We start from the raw sequence: 20,972 nt of genomic DNA, 5'->3' as shown, positions 1-20,972 counted from the left end.
AAATCCCCCTATACATTTTTCTATTTTTCTATTTTTCTATAAATTATATGCTAGTTTTCCATAGGATATACATTAACCTTGTCTAAACTTAAATTATATAAAGTAGAAACTGCAGTTTGCATATCATATCTTAATTTACTATTCTTTGCACCTTCTGCTACTATAATTATACCTGTTATCTTAGGTTTATACGTTTGTACTATAAACGGCTCATTAGTACTTCCATCTGAATACATCACAACCGTATCCCCACCATTCTCTTGTACTGTAGAGCGTGTGCCACCTTGCGAATCCTCTTCCCTAGTTTCAGAAGTTTGAGTGGTAGAATTGTAAGCAGGAACCTTTACTTCACCACTTTCAAAATACATCTTAACTTCCACCTTCCCGACACCTTCCATCTTCGATAGTATATCTTGCAATTCTTGTCTTTGTTCTGTTTCATAATCTAGAATCTGTTTACTTATTTCTGATTCATCTGCAGTTACCTCTTGTGCTCCTCTTGGATTTAACTCTGATTCTCCATTGCTACTGCTACTACTAAAAAATGTAGTATACGCTAACCATAGGAACGCTATCATAAGCAATACTATCAAAGCGTTAACAAAAGTCTTATTATTCATTATTTTCTTTAGTTCATTGTTTAGTTTATCTTTATCCATTTACTCACTCCTCTCAACCTTATATACATCTATTTTTTCTCTAGAAACGTTAAGTTCTTCTATTAAGTATTCGATTATTTCATCGCTTCCTTCTACTTCCTCATTTGATGACATAACTTCTGTACTTTTGCTTGTATCTATTTCAATTTTCTCTATAAGTTTTATTTTGTTATCTTTTACTCCAACATTAACTTTTTCAATATTATATGTCATATTTTCTAAATCAACTGTACATATAACATTGCACTCAAATTTTTTGCCATCAAATTTCTCTTGTAAAAGCATTGCACAATTTTTATTCAAATTTTCTTTAAATGCCTCTTCTCTATTATCTTTAATAGCTTTAGTGTCACTAGAGGTACTTCCTTGAGATAAAATTTGTTCATACTTTTGGATAGATCCTACAATTTCTCCTTCACCTTTTGTAAAAAGATAAACTATAGGGTTTAACAATACAGATACAAGAATTAAATTTAAAACAAACTTTATATATTTTTTAATAGGTTTATCTGGAGCTATTATTTCTACTGCAGTAATAAATATAATTGTCGTAACTAAAGCTATTATAAAATTTTTAATATACTCCATACTCTATCCCCCTACAACAAACTTCCCAGCTTGTACCATCATTGCTATTAATATGAAGAACATTAAACTAACGCATAGTACACAGCTCATTATTAAAGTTAGTGATTCTCCTGCAGCAGCTATAGATTTCGTTATACGTTTATCTGCTATCGGCTCTAAAAGAGAAGCTGATAATTTGAATATTATAGATGATAAAACTATTTTTATTATTGGATATAATATTATAAGTATAATTGCTATAAGTCCTATTGATCCTATAGCATTCTTTATGATTAATGAATAACCTGCTACAGATGATATAGCATCAGAAAAAGATTTGCCAACTATAGGTATAAAGTTATCAATAGCAAATTTTGTTGTTTTTAATGTAACAGCATCTATTGTTGAAGCTGTAATCCCCCTCACTGTAAGTAATCCAATGAAGATAGTAATTACTATTCCCTGTATCCACATTGTACTTTTCTTTGTAATATCACATAAATTACTTAGCTTACTTCCATTAGACATATTGTTTGCAAACTGTAAAACAAAGCTTGATAAAATAAGTGGTATTATTATATTTAAATATATTTGTGGAATTAAAATAGTTGCTCCTAAAATTATAGGATCCATTGTAGCTGCCTGAGTTAAACCTCCTGCCGCACCTAGCATTAAAACTAACACCGGTAGCAACTTACTCATAAATTCCACTACATTTGTTATAACATCCTTTGCCATATCTAAAGAAATCAAAAAGGTTTTTGTAAGCATTACTATCATTAATGCATAGCAAGCATAAAATGCTACTTCTGATATTCCTTCTGCATTAAATGCTTCTTGCAAATTTTTTAATAATGCACTAATTATTCCTATAGCAATAATTGAAAATGATAAACCTAAAACACTTCTAACTTCTTTTAATAGTAAACTTACAATAGCTCCTCCAATTTTGGATATACTAATATTCCCCTTACCATCTTCCATATAAGCCTTAATATAACTTACTGGATCTAATTCATTCATAAGCTCTACATCACTTTTCATAGTGTTTATATAGTTATATAAGGAATCTATTTCTGTCTGTATTTCATCATTATTTATAACAGATGTTATATTATCCTCTGCAAAAGCTATGTTACTTACACTACCAAAAATAAATAGTATTGCTGCAAAAATTAAACTTAAAAATACTCTTTTCATTTTTCTATTCATATTTAACACCTACAATATCTGAAGGATTGAATTTAATACTGCCATCAATATTGGTATAGCTAATGCTAAAATAAGTATTTTTCCGGCAAATTCAACCTTAGAAGCTATACTTGAAGCCCCTGCATCCTTACATATTTCACTACAAAAAGATGAAAGGTATGCAATAGCAAGTATCTTAAGCACTATTCCTATATAAACCATATCTATATTAGCTTTATCAGCAATAGTACCAATAAAATTTATTATTTCACTTAGCTTATCTATTAACGCTAAAAAGATTATTGCTCCTGCTATAATAGCTACTAAAACTGCTAATTCTTTTTTTCTTTCCCCTAGGAGCATGAATATGATTAATGCTGCTAGAGCAAAAGAAACAATCTTTATAATCTCCATAAACTACTCCTATAAAGTGAATAGAGTCTTTACTGAATCAAATAATTTATATATTATGCTTAGTACTGCTATTAAAATTATTACTATTCCTGCTAAATTAGTTAATACAGATATATCCTCTCTTCCTCCACTTTTTAAAACCTTATCAATTATTATCAACAAGACACCCATAGCTCCAATTTTAAACAATAAACTAAAATCCAAAACCACTTTTTAACATCCCCTTTTTATATAAAAAATATAGCTATTATTGCTCCAACACAAACTCCAATACCTCTATACATCTTCCTGTTAACTTTGCATTCTTCTTCAGCTTCAAGATATTTTCTTTTTAATTCTTCAGATGTTAAATTAAAAATTTTCTCCTGACCATATACTCCTGATTCACCTAATGAAAAGAAAAAATCTTTAATTATATTCAAATCTCCTTCCTTTAAATTGAACTCATCTTTATGTTTGCTATAACTTTTATTAAATCCCTCATATACACTAAATATCTCACCTTCCTCTAACATATCAGATATCTCTTTAAAAACTTTACTAAAAGTAGTTTCTAACTTATAACTAATATTTAATAACGCTATAGGTAACGGTGTATTAGAATATAAAACCTCAGTATTCATAAGTGTCACTGCTTTTTGAAAATCTTTAAGCTCTAAACTTCTATATTTGTAAACTTCTCCAAAATAGAATCCTATATATGCACATGCTAGAAAAGTTATAAAAATAACTATAAATCTAAACACTTAATCTCACCCCTTTCTATTTTGTATACTCTTTCAATAGTACCTGCGCCTTTTCTACTACTTAATACCACTACTCTTTCTATTATTGATTCATCTATTAATTCCTTAAAAACTTTCCTACTATATATATCCTCAATATCAAAGCCATGAACAGTTACAACTATATTCACCCCTGAATTAAAGGCCATATTAAGAGCTTCAACTTCTCCTAAAGTTCCAATTTCATCACATATCAATACATCTGGTGACAAACTTCTTATTGCCATAATCATACCTGTCTTTTTTAAGCAATTATCTAAGACATCTGTTCTTATCCCTACATCCATCTGTGGAACACCATTATAACAAGCTGCAACCTCACTTCTTTCATCTATAATAACTACCTTTTTACCCTTTAGCCCAACTGTATACATTCCATTTGATATATTTTTAGCTATATCCCTCAGGATAGTTGTCTTTCCACATTTAGGCGGAGAAATAATAAGAGTATTATAAATTCTGTCACCTCCAGTTATAATAGGCATTATCTTCTTAGACGATCCTACAACAGCCTTAGATATACGAATATTTAATGAAGATATATTTTTTATAGTTTTAATCTCACCGTTTGATATAACACATTCTCCCGCTATACCAACTCTATGACCACCTTTTATAGTTATATACCCTTGCTTTATTTCTTCTTCATAAGCGTATAACGAATAGTTTGATATTTTAACAAGTATCCCTTTAACTTCATCATTAGTAGTAATACAATCTAATATCTTCTCTTCATTAGATAGTATTAATATTATTGGTTTACCAACCTTAATCCTTATCTCCTGTATATTTCCCTCTCTTATAAAGTTCTTTATTTCATTACCTATTTTTTCAGGAAGTATTCTTATAATTTCATCTCCATAAACCACTTTAATCACTTCCTCCTCTACTGTTCTATATAATTCTTATTTCACACACTTTATAATTATTCTTAATATAAATAAAATATGTAAAATATTTTTAATGTTTTATTATTTATATATTTTATTTTAAGACAAAAAAAGAAACTGCATTTATTTGCAGTTTCTTTTTAATTAGCCTTATTATTACAAAAAGGACATGGAATATTATTATTTTTATTTAAAGCATCTTTTTCAACAAAAAGCGGTTTTCCACAACATTTGCATTTTACTTCAACATACTCATCTTCGATATCCATTAAATCTTCAAAAGTTACCTCTTCAAATAATTCATCTTGGATATCTGTTAAGTCTTCTCCTATGTACCCTACATTTTCTTCTAAAGACTCTTGCTTAACTATAACTTCTTCCATTTTATCGCTTAAGTTAATTAAAACACTAGAAATTTTAGTAAACAACTCTTTATACTTTTCATCTTCTATACCATGTATAGTCTCTTTGATATTTTCTATTTCTTCAAAAATCTCTCTCACTTGCTTTCACTTCCTTAAAAGTTAATACTCTTATCTAAATTATACCCTTTTTGTAAAATTTATTATCAATTTAACTTTTAAAATAGATACTAAAAAATGCTAAGTTCTAAGAAACTTAGCATTTTTTTAGATATTAAACTCTTTCCATGTATTCGCCAGTTCTAGTATCTACTCTAATAGTATCTCCTTCATTAACGAACATTGGAACGTTAACTACAGCTCCTGTTTCTAATGTAGCTGGTTTCATAGCGTTTGTTGCTGTATTACCTTTGATTCCTGGATCTGCTTGAGTTATTAATAATTCAACGAAGTTTGGTGCTTCAACAGAGAAAGCATCTCCTTTGTAGAACTTAATTATAGCAAACATGTTTTCTTTTAAGAACTTTATAGCATCTTCAACCTTTTCATAGTTTAGTGGTATTTGTTCAAAAGTTTCTTGATCCATGAAGTAGTATAACTCTCCATCTGTATAAAGATATTGCATTTCTTTTCTTTCAATTACCGCTTCTTGTAATTTAGTAGTTGGGTTGAAAGTTGTATCTGTAACCCCACCTGAAATAACATTTCTTAATTTAGTTCTAACGAATGCAGCACCTTTTCCTGGTTTAACATGAAGAAAATCGATTACTGTAAAAACTTGTCCTTCATATTCAAAAGTAGTACCTTTTCTTAAATCTCCTGCTGATATCATATAAATTCCCTCCAAATAAACTTGAATTCATAATTATTATGACCTTAACACTTTATAAATAGTCATAACTATATTGTTGCATAATGACACAACAAAAATATTCTATCAAAATTACTAAAGAAATGCAATTATTTCATAAATATCGATTAAAATTTTAATTATTTTATCTACATATGTCCAATAAAACCTGAAATTCATTAGCATTTCCATCAATTTTATAGTTAGTAATCTTATAAGCCTTTAACAATTCTATATTATTCATTATCTCATTTTTAGCTCCAGATAATAATATTTTACCACTCCAACTTTCACCATTATCTTTTAATTCTAAAAGTTCTAAGTTTCCAATCTCATTTAACTCTTTATCTATATCTTCAAAACTTTTCTTTGCTTCAATTTTATTGCTAGAAATAACCTCTATCACTTCTTTATCTTCTTTTAAATATAAATATATTTGCATCAAAGTTATTAAACATATTATTAAATATATTATATATTTTCGCTTAATCATAAATTATCTTTTAACCACCTTTATAATCTTATCATCTTCTATTGTTCTATACTCTTTTACATAAAATCCATCTTTCTCAATTTGATAGGCAAATTTTCTTTCCCTTAAGTATATTTCTCCATCCTCATTTTCTACTGAGATATTTATATAATAATCTTCATTTATATTAATCCATTCTTTTATACTTTCTATTTTATTTTCATAATTATATATATTCTCTTCATTAAATACTTCTATCTCATTATCATAATTTTTCTTACTCAAATTTAATGGTAATAAAATACTATTTAAAATAAGTATCCAAAACATCACTCTTTTATTACTTCTATTGATTTTACCTAATTTATTTAATCTAATACCTTCTGGCAAAAAGTCTTTATATTTTTGATATTTCATAATCCACTTTCTCTTTCAAATTTATATAAGTTATATTTTTAAGTTGCTCATCATCTAAAACTTTATTTATAATTATATCTTTCAAATTAATATCAACTAGCATGCTTTTTCCTACTAAATCTTGTTGAATTAATTTAACTAATTCATCTTCTTTCTCTTCTAGCGTTTTTGAGTATACTAATTTCCTATTTTGAACATGAATTAAATATAAATAATTATTTATTTTAATTAAGGCTTTATAATCACCCTTTACTTTAAACCTTTTCTTAATAGTACTTATTAAAATATATTGAATTGGTTCTACTACCATTTTATCAGCTCTCATTAAAACTTTTCTCACCTTTATACCTTGCTTAATAGAGTATATATATAATTTTTTAAACTTTTTATCTACTATATAATCCACTAATGTGTCGTCATCAATAATCAAATTGCTCAATATATTTATTTCAACATTTTTTCTATTCTTTAAATCTATATTTTCACAAATCTTTATTAATGGATTTTCTGCTAATATTACCACCTTAATATTTTTACCACACTTTTTTATTAATCCTTCTATTTCTTTATCTTCATATATTTTACCTTTGTATACATACTTATTCTTTTCAATAATAACAGTATTCATAAACTCTCCTATTTATTTGTATATGCTGTCACATATCTAGTTGGTCTTATGTTAACTTTTATAGGCTCACTTATAATTTCATATTCTAATTTTCTATATTTCTTTTCTGATCCTTTTTTACGGATTAGGTATATGTCTTTTTTTAATATATCTATATACAAGTTTGTATCATCTGTAGATATAATCTTTACACTTTCATCAACACCATTTTCTTTTAACTTCGTAACAAGGCTTATATCAGAAGATATCTTTATTTCAGACTCTTTTATAAACTGCTCTTCTTCTATAGTAAGAGTCATTATATCTTCTTTTACAATGTAATATTTTGATTTTCTTATGTTTACAAGATTTTGTCTTGCATATAAAGATATTAGTACTATTAAAATATTTATAACTATTAACACTTCTAATAAAGCAAAACCTTTTTTATTCTTTATATGCATCTTATTCTTTTCTCCTCATTATTTGTAACTATTTCAAAATATATAAGTTCCCCTTTTTGAAGAACATTAAACTCTTTAACATTTTTCAAAAGAATATTATTACCTGCACTTGTATCTAAATCATCATTTATTAAGGTTTTTACCATCAAATTGCTATCTTTTTTATATATAATCTTTTTCTTAACACTCTTCCCATTATGAACAAGCTTAGATACAACCTCAATTTTATCTCCTTCTATATTAATATCTGTTATATAATTATCTCTAATAATGTTATCTATATTTATAAGACAATTATCTAAATTATCTAATTCAGTACTTTTATTAATATATAAAATGTACTGTTTAGAAGCTGATATAATTATATTAAGAGAAACTGTTGTTATTATTGTAAAGATACCCAAAGAAATAAGTAATTCAATTAACGTAAATCCACCTTTATATTTTTTTATCTTCACTAAGTTACCTCCATTTTACAAACTCCATTTCTTCTATAAAGCCCTCTTCATAGATAGTAACTTTAATTTTCAAACTATCATTTGTATTATTATTAAAGAAAATTTCAACCCCATTTCCTCTACCTAACGACAATAAACTTCTATTTTTTAAATCATCAAATATATTCTCATAATTTTTTAATCCTATTTTATTATTACTACTTTGCAGTCTTATCTCTTCTTTTGTGCAGTTATATTTTAATTCATTCATAACACAATAGGATAATCTATTTAATCTCTCTTTTATTCTTCTAGTATTAATATTGATATTATAGTCTCTCACTATTTTTACGAACATTGTAATTACCATCATTAGAATCATCAAACTAACTACTGTTTCAACTAAAGTAACACCTTTCTTTTTCATCCATTCACCTTTATTAATATATATTTACAAAATCAATTCCGACAGAAATAGTAACTTTATGATATTCGCCACTTAAACTTTTAAAAATTATAGAATCACCTGAAACTACGCCTTTGTTACTAACTGATATATTAAACCTTTCTAAAAAATCATAGCCTTTCGGCAAAGTAACCTTTGCAATTGTATTTTTAGTTAGTTCATTTTTTGTATCTACAAAAGATATTTCACCCTTTATATTATCTATCTCTAACCTACCTGTATTACCAGTATTGTAGCTATAATGTTTAGCAAAGCTAATTAAATTGGCTATATCACTTTTTAAGCTGTGAACTGTTATATTATCTATAAGATTATAAACTGAACTACCTTTTACAGCTGCAGGCATTAATACTACTAATATTGCCATAACTATTATAAGTTCCAATAATGTATATCCTCTTTTTTTCATACTACTTACCCAATTAAACCTTCAAAAACAGGCAATATAACTATTAAAATAAAACTCATCACCAATCCACCTATAAAGACTATTGTAATTGGCTGAATAAGCTCTAATATTCTGTTAAGTTCTAAATTTAATTTATCAAAAAGCTCTTTTTCTAAATTATTAAGGATACCCTCAAGATTACCACACTCTTCTCCTAACTTTATATGAGCTAATGTGTACTTACTAAAACCCGAAGTTTTTTCTAAAGCTACATTTAATGCTTTGCCTTCTAAGATTAATAGGTTAACATTACTAAATTGTTCTTTTACACCACCTAACAAATCGATATCCATACACTGTTCTAATCCCGTGGATAAACTTATTCCACTTTTTATAATTATAGAAAGTAGAACTATGGATACATATTCTCTAAATCTTTTTATTAAAGGAACTTTATATATAATTGTCATAACTCTTTCTTTATTATAAAAAATAATAATGGAAGGAATAATCACTCCCCAAAAACACAAAAATATTACTGAAACAAATGGAGATTTATCAATAAATATTTTTATTCTAATAAAAATTTCTATTACTTTAGGTACTTCTTTTTCCATAGAAATAAATATATCTTGAAAAGTAGGTATTACAAATAGTCCAAAAAATACTACTAAAAATAATGATGCCAAAACTAATATAGCTGGATATGTTAAAGAACTTTTCAATCTTCTTTTCATTAAATTTACCTTTTTATAATATAAATCTAATCCTTTTAATACATCACCTAATCTCCCTGTCTCTTCCCCTACCTTTAACATAGATAAAAAGAATTTTGGATATAACCTATCATATTGAGTAAAAGCGTAATGTAAACTTTCTCCTTTATTAAGTTCTTCTTTTATACCTTTAATACTTTCCTTATACTCTTTGCTTAAAGGTAGCTCTTCCATTAGTTCAAAAGAATTAAATATTGGAATTCCAGATTTATAAAGATTAAACATATTATCTATAATAATCTGCAAATCTTTATATCTTACATTCAGGAGTGTATTTATCTTCATAATCAAACTCTATCTCCTCTACCTCTAAAAACACATTGTAATCATCACAACTAATTAATCCTTCTTTTAAAAGTTCCTTAAGATTTTCTATCATTTCTTTATTACTTAATAAACTATCATCTTCATATAAATCATTTAACTTTCTTTTATACTCTTTGTTAATATGGTGTACTGCAGCTACCAATGCCCTTCCCTTATATCCTGTAAAATTACACTTATTGCACCCTTGTTTTTTATAAACATTAAACTTTTGAGCTTTAATTTCTACTTCTCCTTCTAATACCTTACAGTCATTACAAAGAGTTCTTATTAGACGTTGTGATATAATTCCTACTAATGCATCCTTTATAATATAATTTTTAACTCCCATATCTTCCAACCTAAAAAATACTTCTCTTGGTGTCTTTGTGTGTATAGTTGAATATACCTTATGCCCAGTAATTGCCGCTGTAGATGCTATTACTGCTGTTTCATCATCTCTAATTTCACCTACCATTATTATATCTGGATCTTGCCTCAAGGTACTTCTTAACGCTTCAGCAAAATTCAAATCAATTGTTTTATTTAAAGCAATTTGATTTATTCTTTCTATAATAACTTCTACCGGATCTTCAAGGGTTGTTATATTTACATCCTCAGTGTTCACTTCTTGCAATACTGTATATAATGTTGTAGATTTGCCAGAACCTGTTGGCCCATTTATCAAAACTAAACCATTACTAACTTTCATTATTTCATTAATCTTTTTCATTTGATTTTTAGTTAGCCTTAAACTATCTAGTTTATAGTTAAATACTTGCCCATATAGTATTCTTACTACAAGCTTTTCACCAAAAATTGTATTCGTAAAAGAAAGTCTTAAGTCGTAATTTTTATCATTTAACTTAAATGTAATCTTACCATCTTGTGGTCTTCTCTTTTCCGTAATATCTAAATTACTTTTAACCTTTAATTTTGATATTACTTTCAAATGTTCATCTAATGTTAAAATATTAGTAACAACTAGCCTACCATCTATTCTCATTCTTACTACAGTAAATTTTTCTCTTGGCTCAAAATGTATATCTGATGCATTTACCTTTATAGAGTTTTTTATTATTATATTTTCAACATCTTCTGCTAAACCTATATACAATCTTTCTATCATTCCATAAAGAATGTTTTCATCAATCTCTTTTATTTTCAACTCTTTATCAAATATAAATTTTAATTCGTTTTTCATATTCACATCTACCTTTGAGGCAATTATATGAATTCTTTCATTCTCGCATTTGTATGGAATAGCTTTAAGCCTTTTTGCATCATCTTTTGTTATTTTTCTTAAAATATCAATATTAATATTCTCAAAATTAATCATATATCCTCACCATTTAAATTATTTTCCATTTTATTACTTATTTAATCATTGTTATCATTTTTTAATAAAAAAAATTAGAGGTTTTAGACTAAATCGTCTAAAACCTCTAATTCATTTTTATAAAAGTATATTTACCCTCTTGTTTTGATATTAATTTTACTTCACCATCATAATAACTATATATATTTTGGTCATTATAATCATCATTACTTCCCATAAATAACAGCTCACCTTTAGGACTTACAGATAAACCTTTTTCTAAATTAATCATAAGCGGAAAATCATAAACAACTCTATGCAAACCATTATCTAAAATTTCATAAATAGAATATACATCATCTTTTACTTTTCCTAGTACATATATTCTTTTATCTATTTTTATTATATCTTTTATATCTATAATTTTTTCGGTAATTTCTCTAAAGCTATTATTTTTTTCTAATGAAATAAGTATTTTCCTATTTTCCATGTTATCTTCTATAAATACAACCTCATCATCTATAGCCTTTAAAAACGAAACATACCCCTTATTTATTTCATATACTAGACCTTCTTTTTTATCTACTAAGTCATAAGTAAAAATCCCACTTTTTTTATCTTCATTTCTTATTCCATAATAAATAAGTGTGTTATCCGCCACCCAATCTACAAATTGACCTGAAATTATAGCCTTATTATCTATTATTACTTCTGTTTTATATTCCAAATCAATAACCTTTGGTTCTAATATGCCATTATCACAAAAGTAAAATAAATATTTTCCATCGTTAGATAACTTAGGCGCTTTTATTTTCTTATCATTTACCTTAATATTTTCACCTAGATAATTAACAAAAACATCATCGTCTTTTATAAAGATATAATTTCCACTTTCATTATTATAGGAAATCACTAACTCTTCAGTATCAACTTTTTCATATCTAGACTCATCATTAAATGAATATATACTATTAATTTCATCTTCAATACTCCTATAGGAGCCTTGGGTTAAAGTAATTCTTTCTTTTTCTATCCCTATTTCCTTTTCATTCTCTTTTTCTGTACACCCACATATTAGCATAATTATCGATATAACTATTACTACAATTTTAAATCTCTTCTTTTTCACTTTCATCTTTACCTCATTTACTTATAAACTATCCCCCACATTTAAGTTATATCTTAAATTCATACAATCTCTTCTAAATATTTTCCTTATCCCTTCCTCTTTGTTATCTTGAACACCTAAGCATAATAATGTTATACTATCTTTAAAACAGAAAAAGAGAGGAAAACATTCATGGCATTAGATGGTATCTACTTATATAGTTTAGTCCAAGATTTAAAAAAATCAATAACAAATTCAAAAATAGATAAAATAAATCAACCTGAAAAAGATGAAATTTTTGTAACATTAAGAAAAGACAGAAAAAATGTTAAACTTTTGATTTCTGCATCCTCAAAATATCCTAGAATTCACCTTACAGAGGTTAATAAAACCAACCCTCTTCAAGCACCTATGTTTACAATGGTTCTAAGAAAATACTTAATAGGTGGAAAAATAATAGATATCGAACAAATTGATGGTGATAGATTACTTAATATTTATATTGAGGCTACAGATGAATTAGGTTTTAACAGTATATATATACTTGTAGTTGAGATTATGGGACGTCATAGTAATATAACATTAGTTAGACAAAGAGATAACAAGGTAATGGAATGTATAAAACACATAGGAGCAGATGTAAATAGTTATAGAATTCTTTACCCTGGTGTTACTTATAAATATCCACCTAAGTCTAAAAAGCTAAATCCCTTTAATTTTTCTAAAATCGAACTAGAAGATTATATAAAAGAAAATACTATTTCTTTTGATACAAATATTTTTTCATCAATTTTCACTGGTATTAGTAAACCACTTTCACATCACTTTTATTCTGAATACTCAAAATCAGAAAACAACATAAACTTAGATGCTTTATGTGATTTTATGAAAGATATAACAAATAATCTTGCTAATAATTCTAAGTTTAACATTACAGTTGATTCAAATGGAAATTTTATTGATTTATTTTCTATAAAATTAAACAATATTGATAATGAACATAATTCTCTAACATTTGAAAATCCACATATAATGATGGATAAATTTTATCTAATAAAAGATAAGCAAGAGCGTATTAAGAGTAGGTCTATTAATATTCAAAAGCTTTTAACTACTAATATAGATAGATGTTTAAAGAAAGAAGAAAAGCTTACTTCTCTTCTAAAAAAATGCGAGGGAAAAGATGATTTTAAAATAAAGGGCGACTTATTAACTTCATATATCTACACAATAAAACCTGGTAGTTCTTCTATAGAACTTCTAAACTTTTATAGTGAAAATGAAGAATATATGGAAATTGCTTTAGATCCTAATAAATCTCCTTCAGAAAATATTCAAAGCTATTATAAAAAATATAATAAACTAAAAAAATCAGAAGAATCTTCATTAGAACAATTAGAAAAAAATGAAGAGGAGCTTCAATATCTTTACTCTGTATTAACTAATATACAAAATTGTGAAAGCTATATTGAAATAGATGATATAAAAAATGAACTTATCTCAACAGGTTATATAAGAAATAGAAAAGCTTCAAAAAATGATAAAAAATCTAAAGCCTCAAAACCACTTCACTTCGTTTCTTCTGAAGGAATTGATATTTTTGTAGGTAAAAACAATATACAAAATGATTATTTATCTTTAAAATTTGCAAACAAAAATTATATGTGGCTTCATACGAAAAACATTCCAGGTTCTCATGTAATTATTTGTTCAACAGATATTCCTGATAAAACATTAATGGAAGGTGCTACACTTGCAGCATATTATAGCAAAGCTCAAACTTCATCAAAGGTTCCTGTTGATTATACTTTAGTAAAAAACCTAAAGAAACCAGCTGGCTCAAAGCCTGGTATGGTAATATACCATACAAACTACACACTTTTTGCTGAACCTTCTGAATTAAATTCTTTTAATTTAGAGAAAATTTAGCTAGTGACAAATTAAAAGTGACAAGCGACAAGTTTTATCAATTCATCAACTTGCCATTTGTCACTTTTAACTTTTAACTTAACTAAATGTGGTTTATTAACATATCTCCATCATTTTTAATTAATTTATTATCAAAATATTGATAATAATAACATTTAATTTTTCCATTATATAACTTTCTATTTTTAGTTGCTTTTCTTGCAAATGGTCTTTCAAAATTCTCAAAAGATGTTAATATATTAAAGTCCCAAGTATTATGTAGTTTTTTATACTCTCCAAATATTCTATAAAGTTCGCCTACTTCATCCTTATCTCCTAGTCTTTCTCCGTAAGGTGGATTTGTTATAATAAATCCATTTTTATCTGAAGTTTTAAACTCTCTAAAATCTCTTTTTTGGAATTCTATGTACTTAGATACTCCAGCTTTTTCAGCATTACTTCTTGCAACCCTTAATATTCTGCCATCTATATCATAACCAATAAGCTTAATATCATTATGTTTTATGCTTCTTTCTGCACCTTCTTTAACTTGTTCATAAACTTCACTACCGATAGTAGGCCAAGTTTCAGATACAAAGTTTCTACATAATCCTGGTGCTATGTTTTGAGCTATCATTGCAGCTTCTATTAATATAGTTCCTGATCCACAGAAAGTATCTATTAATGGGTAATCTCCTCTCCATCTTGATATTAATACCATTGCCGCTGCTAAAGTTTCTTTTAATGGAGCTATACCAGCCTCTTCCCTATACCCTCTCTTATGTAAGCCAACACCACTTGTATCTATTGATAAAGTAACTACATCTTTTAATATAGAAACTTCTATCTTATAAACAGGTCCATCTTCTTCAAATTTATCTATACCATAACTTTCACTCATACTGGTTACAATAGCCTTTTTAACTATTGATTGACAATCAGGCACACTAAACAAAGTAGATTTTACCGATTTTCCAACTACATGCATTACTCCATCTTTTGGGATAATTTCGCTCCACTTAACTTTTTTTGTCCCTTGGAATAATTCCTCAAATGTTCTAGCTTCAAATTCAGCCATTTTTATAAACACTCTATCTGCAGTTCTTAAATGAACATTAGCTATAGCTATATCCATCTCATCACCTTCAAAGTGAACTTTACCATTTTCTGTTTTTAAATCTTCATATCCTAATGCTTTAAGCTCCTTAGCTGTTATACCTTCAAGTCCAAAGGTAGTAGTCGCAACTAAATTAAATTCCATTACATTTCTCCTTTTTATGATTCATATATTTTTACTGAATCACTTTCATCTATTTCCGTTATTTGTACTGCTACTATTTCTGATTTTGACGTTGGAATATTTTTCCCTACATAATCTGCTCTTATTGGTAACTCCTTATGTCCTCTATCAATTAACACTGCTAATTGTATTGATTTAGGTCTACCAGCATGAATTATTGCATCTATAGCAGCTCTTACAGTTCTACAAGTGTATAAAACATCATCTACAATTATAACTTTTTTACCTTTAACCTCAACACCTAAGTCTATATTTTTAACTTCTGGCATATCCATTACCTCTGAAATATCATCTCTATACAATGTAATATCAACATATCCTACTGGCACTTTAATACCTTCAATTTTTTCGATATTATCTGATATTCTGTTTGCTATAGGATATCCTCTTCTTTTAATTCCTATTAGTACTATATCTTCAACACCCTTGTTTTTTTCTATAATTTCATGAGATATTCTTATTAAACTTCTTCTTATAGCATTTTCATCTAATAAGTTAGCCTTTAATTTCATAGCTAATCCTCCTACCTTAGTTTTTTTATTAATTCTTCAAAATATTCTGGAAGATCCGATGTGAACTCTATATATTCTCCTGTAGTAGGATGTATAAATCCTAAAGTTTTTGCATGCAATGCTTGACCTTCGATTTTAAACTTCTGTTTTTTATATCCATATGTCTGATCTCCTACTAATGGATGACCAATAGAAGCCATATGCACTCTAATTTGGTGAGTTCTTCCCGTCTCTAAAGTACATCTTATTAAAGATACCCCTTTATCATATTGCTCTAAAACTTCATAGTGAGTAACTGCTCTTCTACCATCTTCCACTATATCCATTTTCAATCTATCTTTTTTATTGCGCCCTAAAGGTTTATCTATAGTTCCTGACTCTTTAGAAAATCTACCCTCAACTAATGCATAGTACTCTCTTTTTATAGAATGATCTTTAAATTGCTTGGCTAGTGAATTATGTGCTTCATCATTTTTAGCTATTACTAAAATACCTGTAGTATCTTTATCTATTCTATGTACTATCCCTGGTCTTATAACTCCATTTATACCTGATAAATCTTTACAATGATACAAAAGCCCATTAACTAATGTACCTGTATAATTACCTGGAGCAGGATGAACCACCATATTCTTAGGTTTATTTATTACAATAACATCACTATCTTCATAAACTATATTTAAGTCAATATTTTCTGCTTTTACATCTAATTCTATAGGTTCTGGTAAAATAATAACTATCTCATCATTACTTTTTAATTTGTAATTACTTTTTATAATTTTACCATTTACAGTTACAGCCTTATCTGCAATAAGACCTTGAATAAATGATCTAGTTTTTCCTTCAATAACAGTAGACAAATATTTATCTATTCTTTCTCCATTATTTTCTTCAGTAATTTTTAATACAATTTCTTCCATATAATTAATTTCTCCGTCAATAATAATTCTTACCACATTATAATATATCTATATATGTTACTCAAGTATTATACAGTAATTAATCATATAAAAATCAAAAGAGACGTTTCCGTCTCTCTTATATGTATTAGTTTTTTGCGAAGAAACTTTTAATTTCTGAAATATCGTCCTCTTTAATAGTACCATTATCAACTTCTTCATCTATGTCTAATTTTGGTTCTATTTCCTTGCTCCCTAATTCTAACTCTTGTACAACTTCAGAAACATTATAATTCTTAGTTAAATCTTTTTCAAGTTCATCAAAGGTTTGAAGTTGTGTATTCATAAACCCTCTAAATTTCGCCCTGAATTTAATGAATTCTTCTTTTACTCTTTCATATTCATCATTTATTCCAATAACATCATTGTGTGCTTTATCTAAAATCTTTTGGGCAGTTTCATTTGCATTATTAACAATTAAATCAGCCTCTTTTTGAGAAGTTTCTTTCGCTTGCTCTGCAGCATTTTGTGCTAATAATAGGGTGTTTTGTATTGTAGCCTCTAATCTTTCATAATGTTCAACTTTATCTTTTAGCCTTGTAATGCTTTCTTTTAATCTAGAATTTTCTTTATATAATTCTTCATAATTTTCAACTACTTCATCTAAAAATTCATCAACCTCATCAGGATTATATCCTCTAATTCCCCTCTTAAACTCTTTATTGTTAATATCCATTGGCGTTAACTTCATTTTCCCCCACCTCGTTTTTTAAATATATTTCTTTATGTTAACCTTAAACCTACCGCTTTTAGTGCTACCTACAATATTCCCCATAATATATTTACCCACGCCAGCAATAGTTATCCTTTGTCCTTCTTTAACTTCTAAACTTTTACTATTAACTTTGCAATAGTCCAATAACACCTTATTTTGATTAATTAATTCTAATGCTTTTGATCTAGATATATTTGAAAGTTTTGACACAATACTATCTAGTCTTAAAGATGATACATTGATTATAACTTCTAAAAAGCTAACCTTAGATAATGTTGTGTCATGTATAACTTCACAACTTACTGGCGATTTACCTACAGAAACTAATGACGATATAATATATTCAACAACATCTTCATACACCGGAACAACTGCATAATTTTCTAAAACTCTTAAATCTCCAAACTTTTCTCTTTCCATACCTAAAGCCATAATTGCTCCTAAGTAATCTCTATGAGATAGCGAATCAAATTTTGACTTTTTTTCTATTTTTACTAACTTATATGGATAATCACTTTCGTAAATATTATTAAATGATATCACCCTTCTATCACTCTCTTCAAAATATCCACTAGCTTCTACCTTAAAGTTTTTCGAGTTAAAATTATTTATAAAATATAACCATATGTTCGGTGTACAAAAACTTCTTGAAAATATAGGTATTTCCTTTTCATAAGAAAGTTCCATCCACTCATATATCTTTATAACTTCATCTCTTTCTTCTTTACCAAAGTTTTTTAATACTTCTTCTTTTTTTATCATTAGCTACTATTAGCTCCTATTATTTATTCCAACTAAATAAAGCTTTACTGCTTATTTCTGTTTTCAATTCGCTTGAAACTTCTACATTTGAAGGTGATAAAAGATATACTCTTTGCTCAATTTCTTGTAATTGAGCACCTAAAACGCAAACTGCTCCACTAATAAAATCAACTAATCTTTGTGCTACCTTAGCTTCTAATGCAGTAGTGTTTACTACTACTATCTTTCTATTTTTAAGAGCATCTGCAATCTCTTTAGCTTCTTCATAGCTAGATGGCTTTACAACCATTACTTTTGGCGAAGCACTATTGTGTATATTAACAACTTTATTACCTTTTTGTTTTGATATAATAGGTTCTACTTCTTCTATTTCTTCCTCTTCTTCTGTTTCTTCTATATCTTCAAAATCCTCATCATATTCTCCAAAAACCATTTCTTTAAATTTACTTAACATACTCATTCTTACTCCTCCTACAATTTATCTTGCTCCAAAAATTCCAGTTCCAATTCTTATTAGATTAGATCCTTCTTCTATAGCTATTTTATAATCATGGGTCATACCCATTGATAAAATCTCCATTGAAATATTTTTATAGATATTATTTTTTAATTCTTTAAAAATTTCAAAAGACTTTTTAAAATAATATCTATTTTCATCATCATTTCCTTTTGGAATTATAACCATAATCCCTTTCACCTTTACATTCTCACATCTTTCAACAGCCTGAATCAATCCATCTAAATCTTCCTCTAAAGCGCCACTCTTCGAAGCTTCTCTTCCTATATTTACTTGAATTAAAACATCAGCTACCATACCTTTTTTACCATATTCTAATTCAATTTTCTCTAGAAGTTTTATACTAGATAAAGAGTGAATTAAAGTTACTTTACCAACTATATATTTTACTTTATTAGTTTGTAACGAACCAATTAAATGCCAACTAATGTCTTTTGGCAACTTATCATATTTATCTACTAGTTCTTGAACTTTGTTCTCACCAAAATTTCTTATTCCAATTTCATAAGCCTCTAAAATATCTTCTACAGGCTTTGTCTTTGAAACAGCAACTAGCAAAACATTATCAGGTATTTCACTTAATATATTTTCTATATTCTCTTTTATATCTATTTTAATCCCTCCCTTTAGGAGAATCTTCTACATTATTTTAATTCTCCAAAAACATAGAATTTCCTTCATAAATTTCTTATTTTCATAAACTTTTTCATATTTTTTTACTATTTATAATATATTATGAATCTTCTCTTTGCATATATTGAAAATCAAGAACTCTATTAGTTGGTGAAAAATATAAATCATCTCTTTTCTCTACCTCTATCTCTAAGCCTCTTATTATAAGTCTGTTTAAATAACTTCCATCTGCTAAAAGTGCTGCTTCTAATTCATCAGGTTCACCTAATGCAGAAAAATAAAAAGGCTGTCCTTCATAGCTCTGGTTATTATCATTGAAAGTTATAAATGCCCAATCACATCTGACACCTGTATCATTAAGGATTCTATATCCATTTATAGAAATAGCTTCAGCCCCAATACTCCTAAGTTCATTAAGCAATAAAGCCGCATCTGTTGCATGCAATGTTTTTCTTTCTATTTCATAAGAAGTACTTTCACTAATATCATAATATCCATCTTTAATTTTTATTACTATTCCACTACCTTCTAAGGCTGTTGTTCCAGCTATTTCACCATAATCACTAAGTTGTAATTTCATATCATCCATTACCTTTTGGTGTTTTTCTTCACCTTGATTGTAACTTCTCAACTTATACATAATCTCATTGTTGCTCTCTTTTAAATCAGAGATTTCTTTATATAACAAATTTCTTTGTTCTATTGCGTCTTTATATTCTATACTCTTCATCGAGAAAAAAGTATCAGTTTTATTTTCACTAAAACTTATAGATATAAGTGCACCAGTTACAATAGAAGCAATAAAAATCAATATTTTATCTATATGCTTTTTCACTTAATCACCTCTTTGTCGATTTTTAAGTTTTTCAAGCAAGAATCTTCTTATTATTGCGAAATTATCAAATATACGGCCTCCAAAAACAATTACTGCCGCTATATATATTGGAATTCCTAACTTATCACCAAGATAAGCTAGAGCCGCTGCTAATATAGCGTTACCTATAAAACCTGAAATAAAAATATCAGGTTTAAAACTTTTAGAAAGACTTGCACGTAATGCTCCGAAAACTGAATCTAAACAAGCTAAAATTGCCACAGACATATATGGTGAAAACTTATCAGGTATATTTATATTTAAAACTAATCCTAATAATACTCCTACTAATAATCCTATGAATCCAATCATTATTCT

General features: G+C 27.3%; 29 protein-coding genes. 1 reads left to right on the top strand and 28 read right to left on the bottom strand.

The window, feature by feature from the left end; translation table 11 throughout:
- Positions 1–50: 50 nt before the first annotated feature.
- From spoIIIAG to H8S20_RS01190, 19 genes are all read right to left on the bottom strand, one after another.
- Positions 51–659: a stage III sporulation protein AG gene (spoIIIAG, locus tag H8S20_RS01280; RefSeq protein WP_032118920.1), complete on the bottom strand. Its 609-nt coding sequence runs from the start codon at positions 657–659 to the stop codon at positions 51–53.
- Positions 660–1,247, bottom strand: coding sequence for a stage III sporulation protein AF (gene spoIIIAF, locus H8S20_RS01275; protein WP_032118921.1), 588 nt, complete (start codon positions 1,245–1,247; stop codon positions 660–662).
- A 3-nt stretch (positions 1,248–1,250) separates the two neighbouring features.
- Positions 1,251–2,438 carry a stage III sporulation protein AE gene (gene spoIIIAE, locus H8S20_RS01270; RefSeq protein ID WP_243177458.1) on the bottom strand — a complete coding sequence of 396 codons (1,188 nt, stop codon included), beginning with the start codon at positions 2,436–2,438 and terminating at the stop codon, positions 1,251–1,253.
- Between the two features lie 9 nt (positions 2,439–2,447).
- The gene (gene spoIIIAD / locus H8S20_RS01265; RefSeq protein WP_032118923.1) at positions 2,448–2,831 is read right to left on the bottom strand and encodes a stage III sporulation protein AD; all 384 of its coding nucleotides are present in this window, start codon (positions 2,829–2,831) and stop codon (positions 2,448–2,450) included.
- Positions 2,832–2,840: 9 nt separating this feature from the next.
- Positions 2,841–3,041, bottom strand: coding sequence for a stage III sporulation protein AC (gene spoIIIAC, locus H8S20_RS01260; protein ID WP_032118924.1), 201 nt, complete (start codon positions 3,039–3,041; stop codon positions 2,841–2,843).
- A gap of 17 nt (positions 3,042–3,058) precedes the next feature.
- Positions 3,059–3,577 (bottom strand): stage III sporulation protein SpoIIIAB, encoded by a 519-nt coding sequence (gene spoIIIAB / locus H8S20_RS01255; RefSeq protein WP_186859084.1) that lies wholly within the window; start codon positions 3,575–3,577, stop codon positions 3,059–3,061.
- Positions 3,562–4,485: a stage III sporulation protein AA gene (spoIIIAA, locus tag H8S20_RS01250; protein ID WP_096902911.1), complete on the bottom strand. Its 924-nt coding sequence runs from the start codon at positions 4,483–4,485 to the stop codon at positions 3,562–3,564. Before spoIIIAA ends, spoIIIAB begins: the two co-directional genes overlap by 16 nt.
- 161 nt (positions 4,486–4,646) lie before the next feature.
- On the bottom strand, positions 4,647–5,009 hold the full coding sequence (locus H8S20_RS01245) for a CD1247 N-terminal domain-containing protein (protein ID WP_032118926.1): 363 nt from the start codon (positions 5,007–5,009) through the stop codon (positions 4,647–4,649).
- A 133-nt stretch (positions 5,010–5,142) separates the two neighbouring features.
- The gene (gene efp / locus H8S20_RS01240; RefSeq protein WP_032118927.1) at positions 5,143–5,700 is read right to left on the bottom strand and encodes an elongation factor P; all 558 of its coding nucleotides are present in this window, start codon (positions 5,698–5,700) and stop codon (positions 5,143–5,145) included.
- A 163-nt stretch (positions 5,701–5,863) separates the two neighbouring features.
- Positions 5,864–6,211: a hypothetical protein gene (locus H8S20_RS01235; protein WP_186859083.1), complete on the bottom strand. Its 348-nt coding sequence runs from the start codon at positions 6,209–6,211 to the stop codon at positions 5,864–5,866.
- A 3-nt stretch (positions 6,212–6,214) separates the two neighbouring features.
- Entirely contained in the window at positions 6,215–6,607 is a 393-nt protein-coding gene (locus tag H8S20_RS01230) for a hypothetical protein (protein WP_032118929.1), read from the bottom strand.
- Positions 6,588–7,235 (bottom strand): hypothetical protein, encoded by a 648-nt coding sequence (locus H8S20_RS01225; RefSeq protein ID WP_032118930.1) that lies wholly within the window; start codon positions 7,233–7,235, stop codon positions 6,588–6,590. The genes H8S20_RS01230 and H8S20_RS01225 overlap by 20 nt, the downstream gene beginning before the upstream one ends.
- Positions 7,236–7,243: 8 nt before the next feature.
- On the bottom strand, positions 7,244–7,678 hold the full coding sequence (locus tag H8S20_RS01220) for a hypothetical protein (protein WP_032118931.1): 435 nt from the start codon (positions 7,676–7,678) through the stop codon (positions 7,244–7,246).
- Positions 7,669–8,136, bottom strand: coding sequence for a prepilin-type N-terminal cleavage/methylation domain-containing protein (locus H8S20_RS01215; RefSeq protein WP_032118932.1), 468 nt, complete (start codon positions 8,134–8,136; stop codon positions 7,669–7,671). The genes H8S20_RS01220 and H8S20_RS01215 overlap by 10 nt, the downstream gene beginning before the upstream one ends.
- Positions 8,137–8,140: 4 nt before the next feature.
- Positions 8,141–8,542: a prepilin-type N-terminal cleavage/methylation domain-containing protein gene (locus H8S20_RS01210; RefSeq protein WP_186859082.1), complete on the bottom strand. Its 402-nt coding sequence runs from the start codon at positions 8,540–8,542 to the stop codon at positions 8,141–8,143.
- A gap of 13 nt (positions 8,543–8,555) precedes the next feature.
- Entirely contained in the window at positions 8,556–8,990 is a 435-nt protein-coding gene (locus tag H8S20_RS01205) for a pilus assembly FimT family protein (RefSeq protein WP_032118934.1), read from the bottom strand.
- A gap of 5 nt (positions 8,991–8,995) precedes the next feature.
- Positions 8,996–10,030: a type II secretion system F family protein gene (locus H8S20_RS01200; RefSeq protein ID WP_141395454.1), complete on the bottom strand. Its 1,035-nt coding sequence runs from the start codon at positions 10,028–10,030 to the stop codon at positions 8,996–8,998.
- Positions 9,996–11,387: a GspE/PulE family protein gene (locus tag H8S20_RS01195; RefSeq protein ID WP_186859081.1), complete on the bottom strand. Its 1,392-nt coding sequence runs from the start codon at positions 11,385–11,387 to the stop codon at positions 9,996–9,998. Before H8S20_RS01195 ends, H8S20_RS01200 begins: the two co-directional genes overlap by 35 nt.
- Before the next feature lie 106 nt (positions 11,388–11,493).
- A complete protein-coding gene (locus H8S20_RS01190) occupies positions 11,494–12,501 on the bottom strand; it encodes a hypothetical protein (RefSeq protein ID WP_186859080.1) in 1,008 nt (335 codons plus the stop codon).
- 165 nt (positions 12,502–12,666) lie between these two features.
- On the opposite strand from H8S20_RS01190, the gene H8S20_RS01185 reads away from it, so the two are divergent.
- Positions 12,667–14,403 (top strand): Rqc2 family fibronectin-binding protein, encoded by a 1,737-nt coding sequence (locus H8S20_RS01185; protein WP_186859079.1) that lies wholly within the window; start codon positions 12,667–12,669, stop codon positions 14,401–14,403.
- Positions 14,404–14,485: 82 nt separating this feature from the next.
- On the opposite strand, the gene H8S20_RS01180 is transcribed toward H8S20_RS01185, so the two are convergent.
- The 9 genes from H8S20_RS01180 to H8S20_RS01140 all read right to left on the bottom strand — a co-directional run bounded on the left by H8S20_RS01180 (position 14,486) and on the right by H8S20_RS01140 (position 20,966).
- Positions 14,486–15,643, bottom strand: a complete 1,158-nt coding sequence (locus tag H8S20_RS01180; protein WP_186859078.1) for a THUMP domain-containing class I SAM-dependent RNA methyltransferase — start codon at positions 15,641–15,643, stop codon at positions 14,486–14,488.
- A 14-nt stretch (positions 15,644–15,657) separates the two neighbouring features.
- Complete coding sequence (pyrR, locus tag H8S20_RS01175; RefSeq protein ID WP_032118940.1) at positions 15,658–16,194, bottom strand: bifunctional pyr operon transcriptional regulator/uracil phosphoribosyltransferase PyrR; 537 nt, start codon at positions 16,192–16,194, stop codon at positions 15,658–15,660.
- An 11-nt stretch (positions 16,195–16,205) separates the two neighbouring features.
- Positions 16,206–17,114, bottom strand: coding sequence for an RluA family pseudouridine synthase (locus H8S20_RS01170; RefSeq protein WP_186859077.1), 909 nt, complete (start codon positions 17,112–17,114; stop codon positions 16,206–16,208).
- A 127-nt stretch (positions 17,115–17,241) separates the two neighbouring features.
- Positions 17,242–17,844, bottom strand: coding sequence for a DivIVA domain-containing protein (locus H8S20_RS01165; protein WP_032118942.1), 603 nt, complete (start codon positions 17,842–17,844; stop codon positions 17,242–17,244).
- Between the two features lie 18 nt (positions 17,845–17,862).
- Positions 17,863–18,630, bottom strand: coding sequence for a YlmH family RNA-binding protein (locus tag H8S20_RS01160; RefSeq protein WP_186859076.1), 768 nt, complete (start codon positions 18,628–18,630; stop codon positions 17,863–17,865).
- A 19-nt stretch (positions 18,631–18,649) separates the two neighbouring features.
- Positions 18,650–19,090 carry a cell division protein SepF gene (locus tag H8S20_RS01155; RefSeq protein WP_032118944.1) on the bottom strand — a complete coding sequence of 147 codons (441 nt, stop codon included), beginning with the start codon at positions 19,088–19,090 and terminating at the stop codon, positions 18,650–18,652.
- A gap of 18 nt (positions 19,091–19,108) precedes the next feature.
- The gene (locus H8S20_RS01150) at positions 19,109–19,759 is read right to left on the bottom strand and encodes a YggS family pyridoxal phosphate-dependent enzyme (protein WP_032118945.1); all 651 of its coding nucleotides are present in this window, start codon (positions 19,757–19,759) and stop codon (positions 19,109–19,111) included.
- A gap of 121 nt (positions 19,760–19,880) precedes the next feature.
- Positions 19,881–20,615 (bottom strand): DUF881 domain-containing protein, encoded by a 735-nt coding sequence (locus H8S20_RS01145; protein WP_186859075.1) that lies wholly within the window; start codon positions 20,613–20,615, stop codon positions 19,881–19,883.
- Entirely contained in the window at positions 20,616–20,966 is a 351-nt protein-coding gene (locus tag H8S20_RS01140; RefSeq protein ID WP_186859074.1) for a small basic family protein, read from the bottom strand.
- Between the last annotated feature and the right edge of the window lie 6 nt (positions 20,967–20,972).

Origin of the sequence: Clostridium hominis, assembly GCF_014287825.1 — a bacterium.
In the GTDB taxonomy this organism is placed as follows: Bacteria; Bacillota; Clostridia; order Clostridiales; family Clostridiaceae; genus Clostridium; species Clostridium hominis.
This window is presented reverse-complemented; position numbering and strand designations above follow the sequence as displayed.

Excerpts from the sequence above, each read along its gene's own strand:
- spoIIIAG (WP_032118920.1), bottom strand. The coding sequence starts at position 659 with ATGGATAAAGATAAACTAAACAATGAACTAAAGAAAATAATGAATAAT.
- spoIIIAF (WP_032118921.1), bottom strand. The coding sequence starts at position 1,247 with ATGGAGTATATTAAAAATTTTATAATAGCTTTAGTTACGACAATTATA.
- spoIIIAE (WP_243177458.1), bottom strand. The coding sequence starts at position 2,438 with ATGAATAGAAAAATGAAAAGAGTATTTTTAAGTTTAATTTTTGCAGCA.
- spoIIIAD (WP_032118923.1), bottom strand. The coding sequence starts at position 2,831 with ATGGAGATTATAAAGATTGTTTCTTTTGCTCTAGCAGCATTAATCATA.
- efp (WP_032118927.1), bottom strand. The coding sequence starts at position 5,700 with ATGATATCAGCAGGAGATTTAAGAAAAGGTACTACTTTTGAATATGAA.
- H8S20_RS01235 (WP_186859083.1), bottom strand. The coding sequence starts at position 6,211 with ATGATTAAGCGAAAATATATAATATATTTAATAATATGTTTAATAACT.
- H8S20_RS01230 (WP_032118929.1), bottom strand. The coding sequence starts at position 6,607 with ATGAAATATCAAAAATATAAAGACTTTTTGCCAGAAGGTATTAGATTA.
- H8S20_RS01225 (WP_032118930.1), bottom strand. The coding sequence starts at position 7,235 with ATGAATACTGTTATTATTGAAAAGAATAAGTATGTATACAAAGGTAAA.
- H8S20_RS01220 (WP_032118931.1), bottom strand. The coding sequence starts at position 7,678 with ATGCATATAAAGAATAAAAAAGGTTTTGCTTTATTAGAAGTGTTAATA.
- H8S20_RS01210 (WP_186859082.1), bottom strand. The coding sequence starts at position 8,542 with ATGAAAAAGAAAGGTGTTACTTTAGTTGAAACAGTAGTTAGTTTGATG.
- H8S20_RS01205 (WP_032118934.1), bottom strand. The coding sequence starts at position 8,990 with ATGAAAAAAAGAGGATATACATTATTGGAACTTATAATAGTTATGGCA.
- H8S20_RS01200 (WP_141395454.1), bottom strand. The coding sequence starts at position 10,030 with ATGAAGATAAATACACTCCTGAATGTAAGATATAAAGATTTGCAGATT.
- H8S20_RS01195 (WP_186859081.1), bottom strand. The coding sequence starts at position 11,387 with ATGATTAATTTTGAGAATATTAATATTGATATTTTAAGAAAAATAACA.
- H8S20_RS01190 (WP_186859080.1), bottom strand. The coding sequence starts at position 12,501 with ATGAAAGTGAAAAAGAAGAGATTTAAAATTGTAGTAATAGTTATATCG.
- H8S20_RS01185 (WP_186859079.1), top strand. The coding sequence starts at position 12,667 with ATGGCATTAGATGGTATCTACTTATATAGTTTAGTCCAAGATTTAAAA.
- H8S20_RS01180 (WP_186859078.1), bottom strand. The coding sequence starts at position 15,643 with ATGGAATTTAATTTAGTTGCGACTACTACCTTTGGACTTGAAGGTATA.
- pyrR (WP_032118940.1), bottom strand. The coding sequence starts at position 16,194 with ATGAAATTAAAGGCTAACTTATTAGATGAAAATGCTATAAGAAGAAGT.
- H8S20_RS01170 (WP_186859077.1), bottom strand. The coding sequence starts at position 17,114 with ATGGAAGAAATTGTATTAAAAATTACTGAAGAAAATAATGGAGAAAGA.
- H8S20_RS01165 (WP_032118942.1), bottom strand. The coding sequence starts at position 17,844 with ATGAAGTTAACGCCAATGGATATTAACAATAAAGAGTTTAAGAGGGGA.
- H8S20_RS01160 (WP_186859076.1), bottom strand. The coding sequence starts at position 18,630 with ATGATAAAAAAAGAAGAAGTATTAAAAAACTTTGGTAAAGAAGAAAGA.
- H8S20_RS01155 (WP_032118944.1), bottom strand. The coding sequence starts at position 19,090 with ATGAGTATGTTAAGTAAATTTAAAGAAATGGTTTTTGGAGAATATGAT.
- H8S20_RS01140 (WP_186859074.1), bottom strand. The coding sequence starts at position 20,966 with ATGATTGGATTCATAGGATTATTAGTAGGAGTATTATTAGGATTAGTT.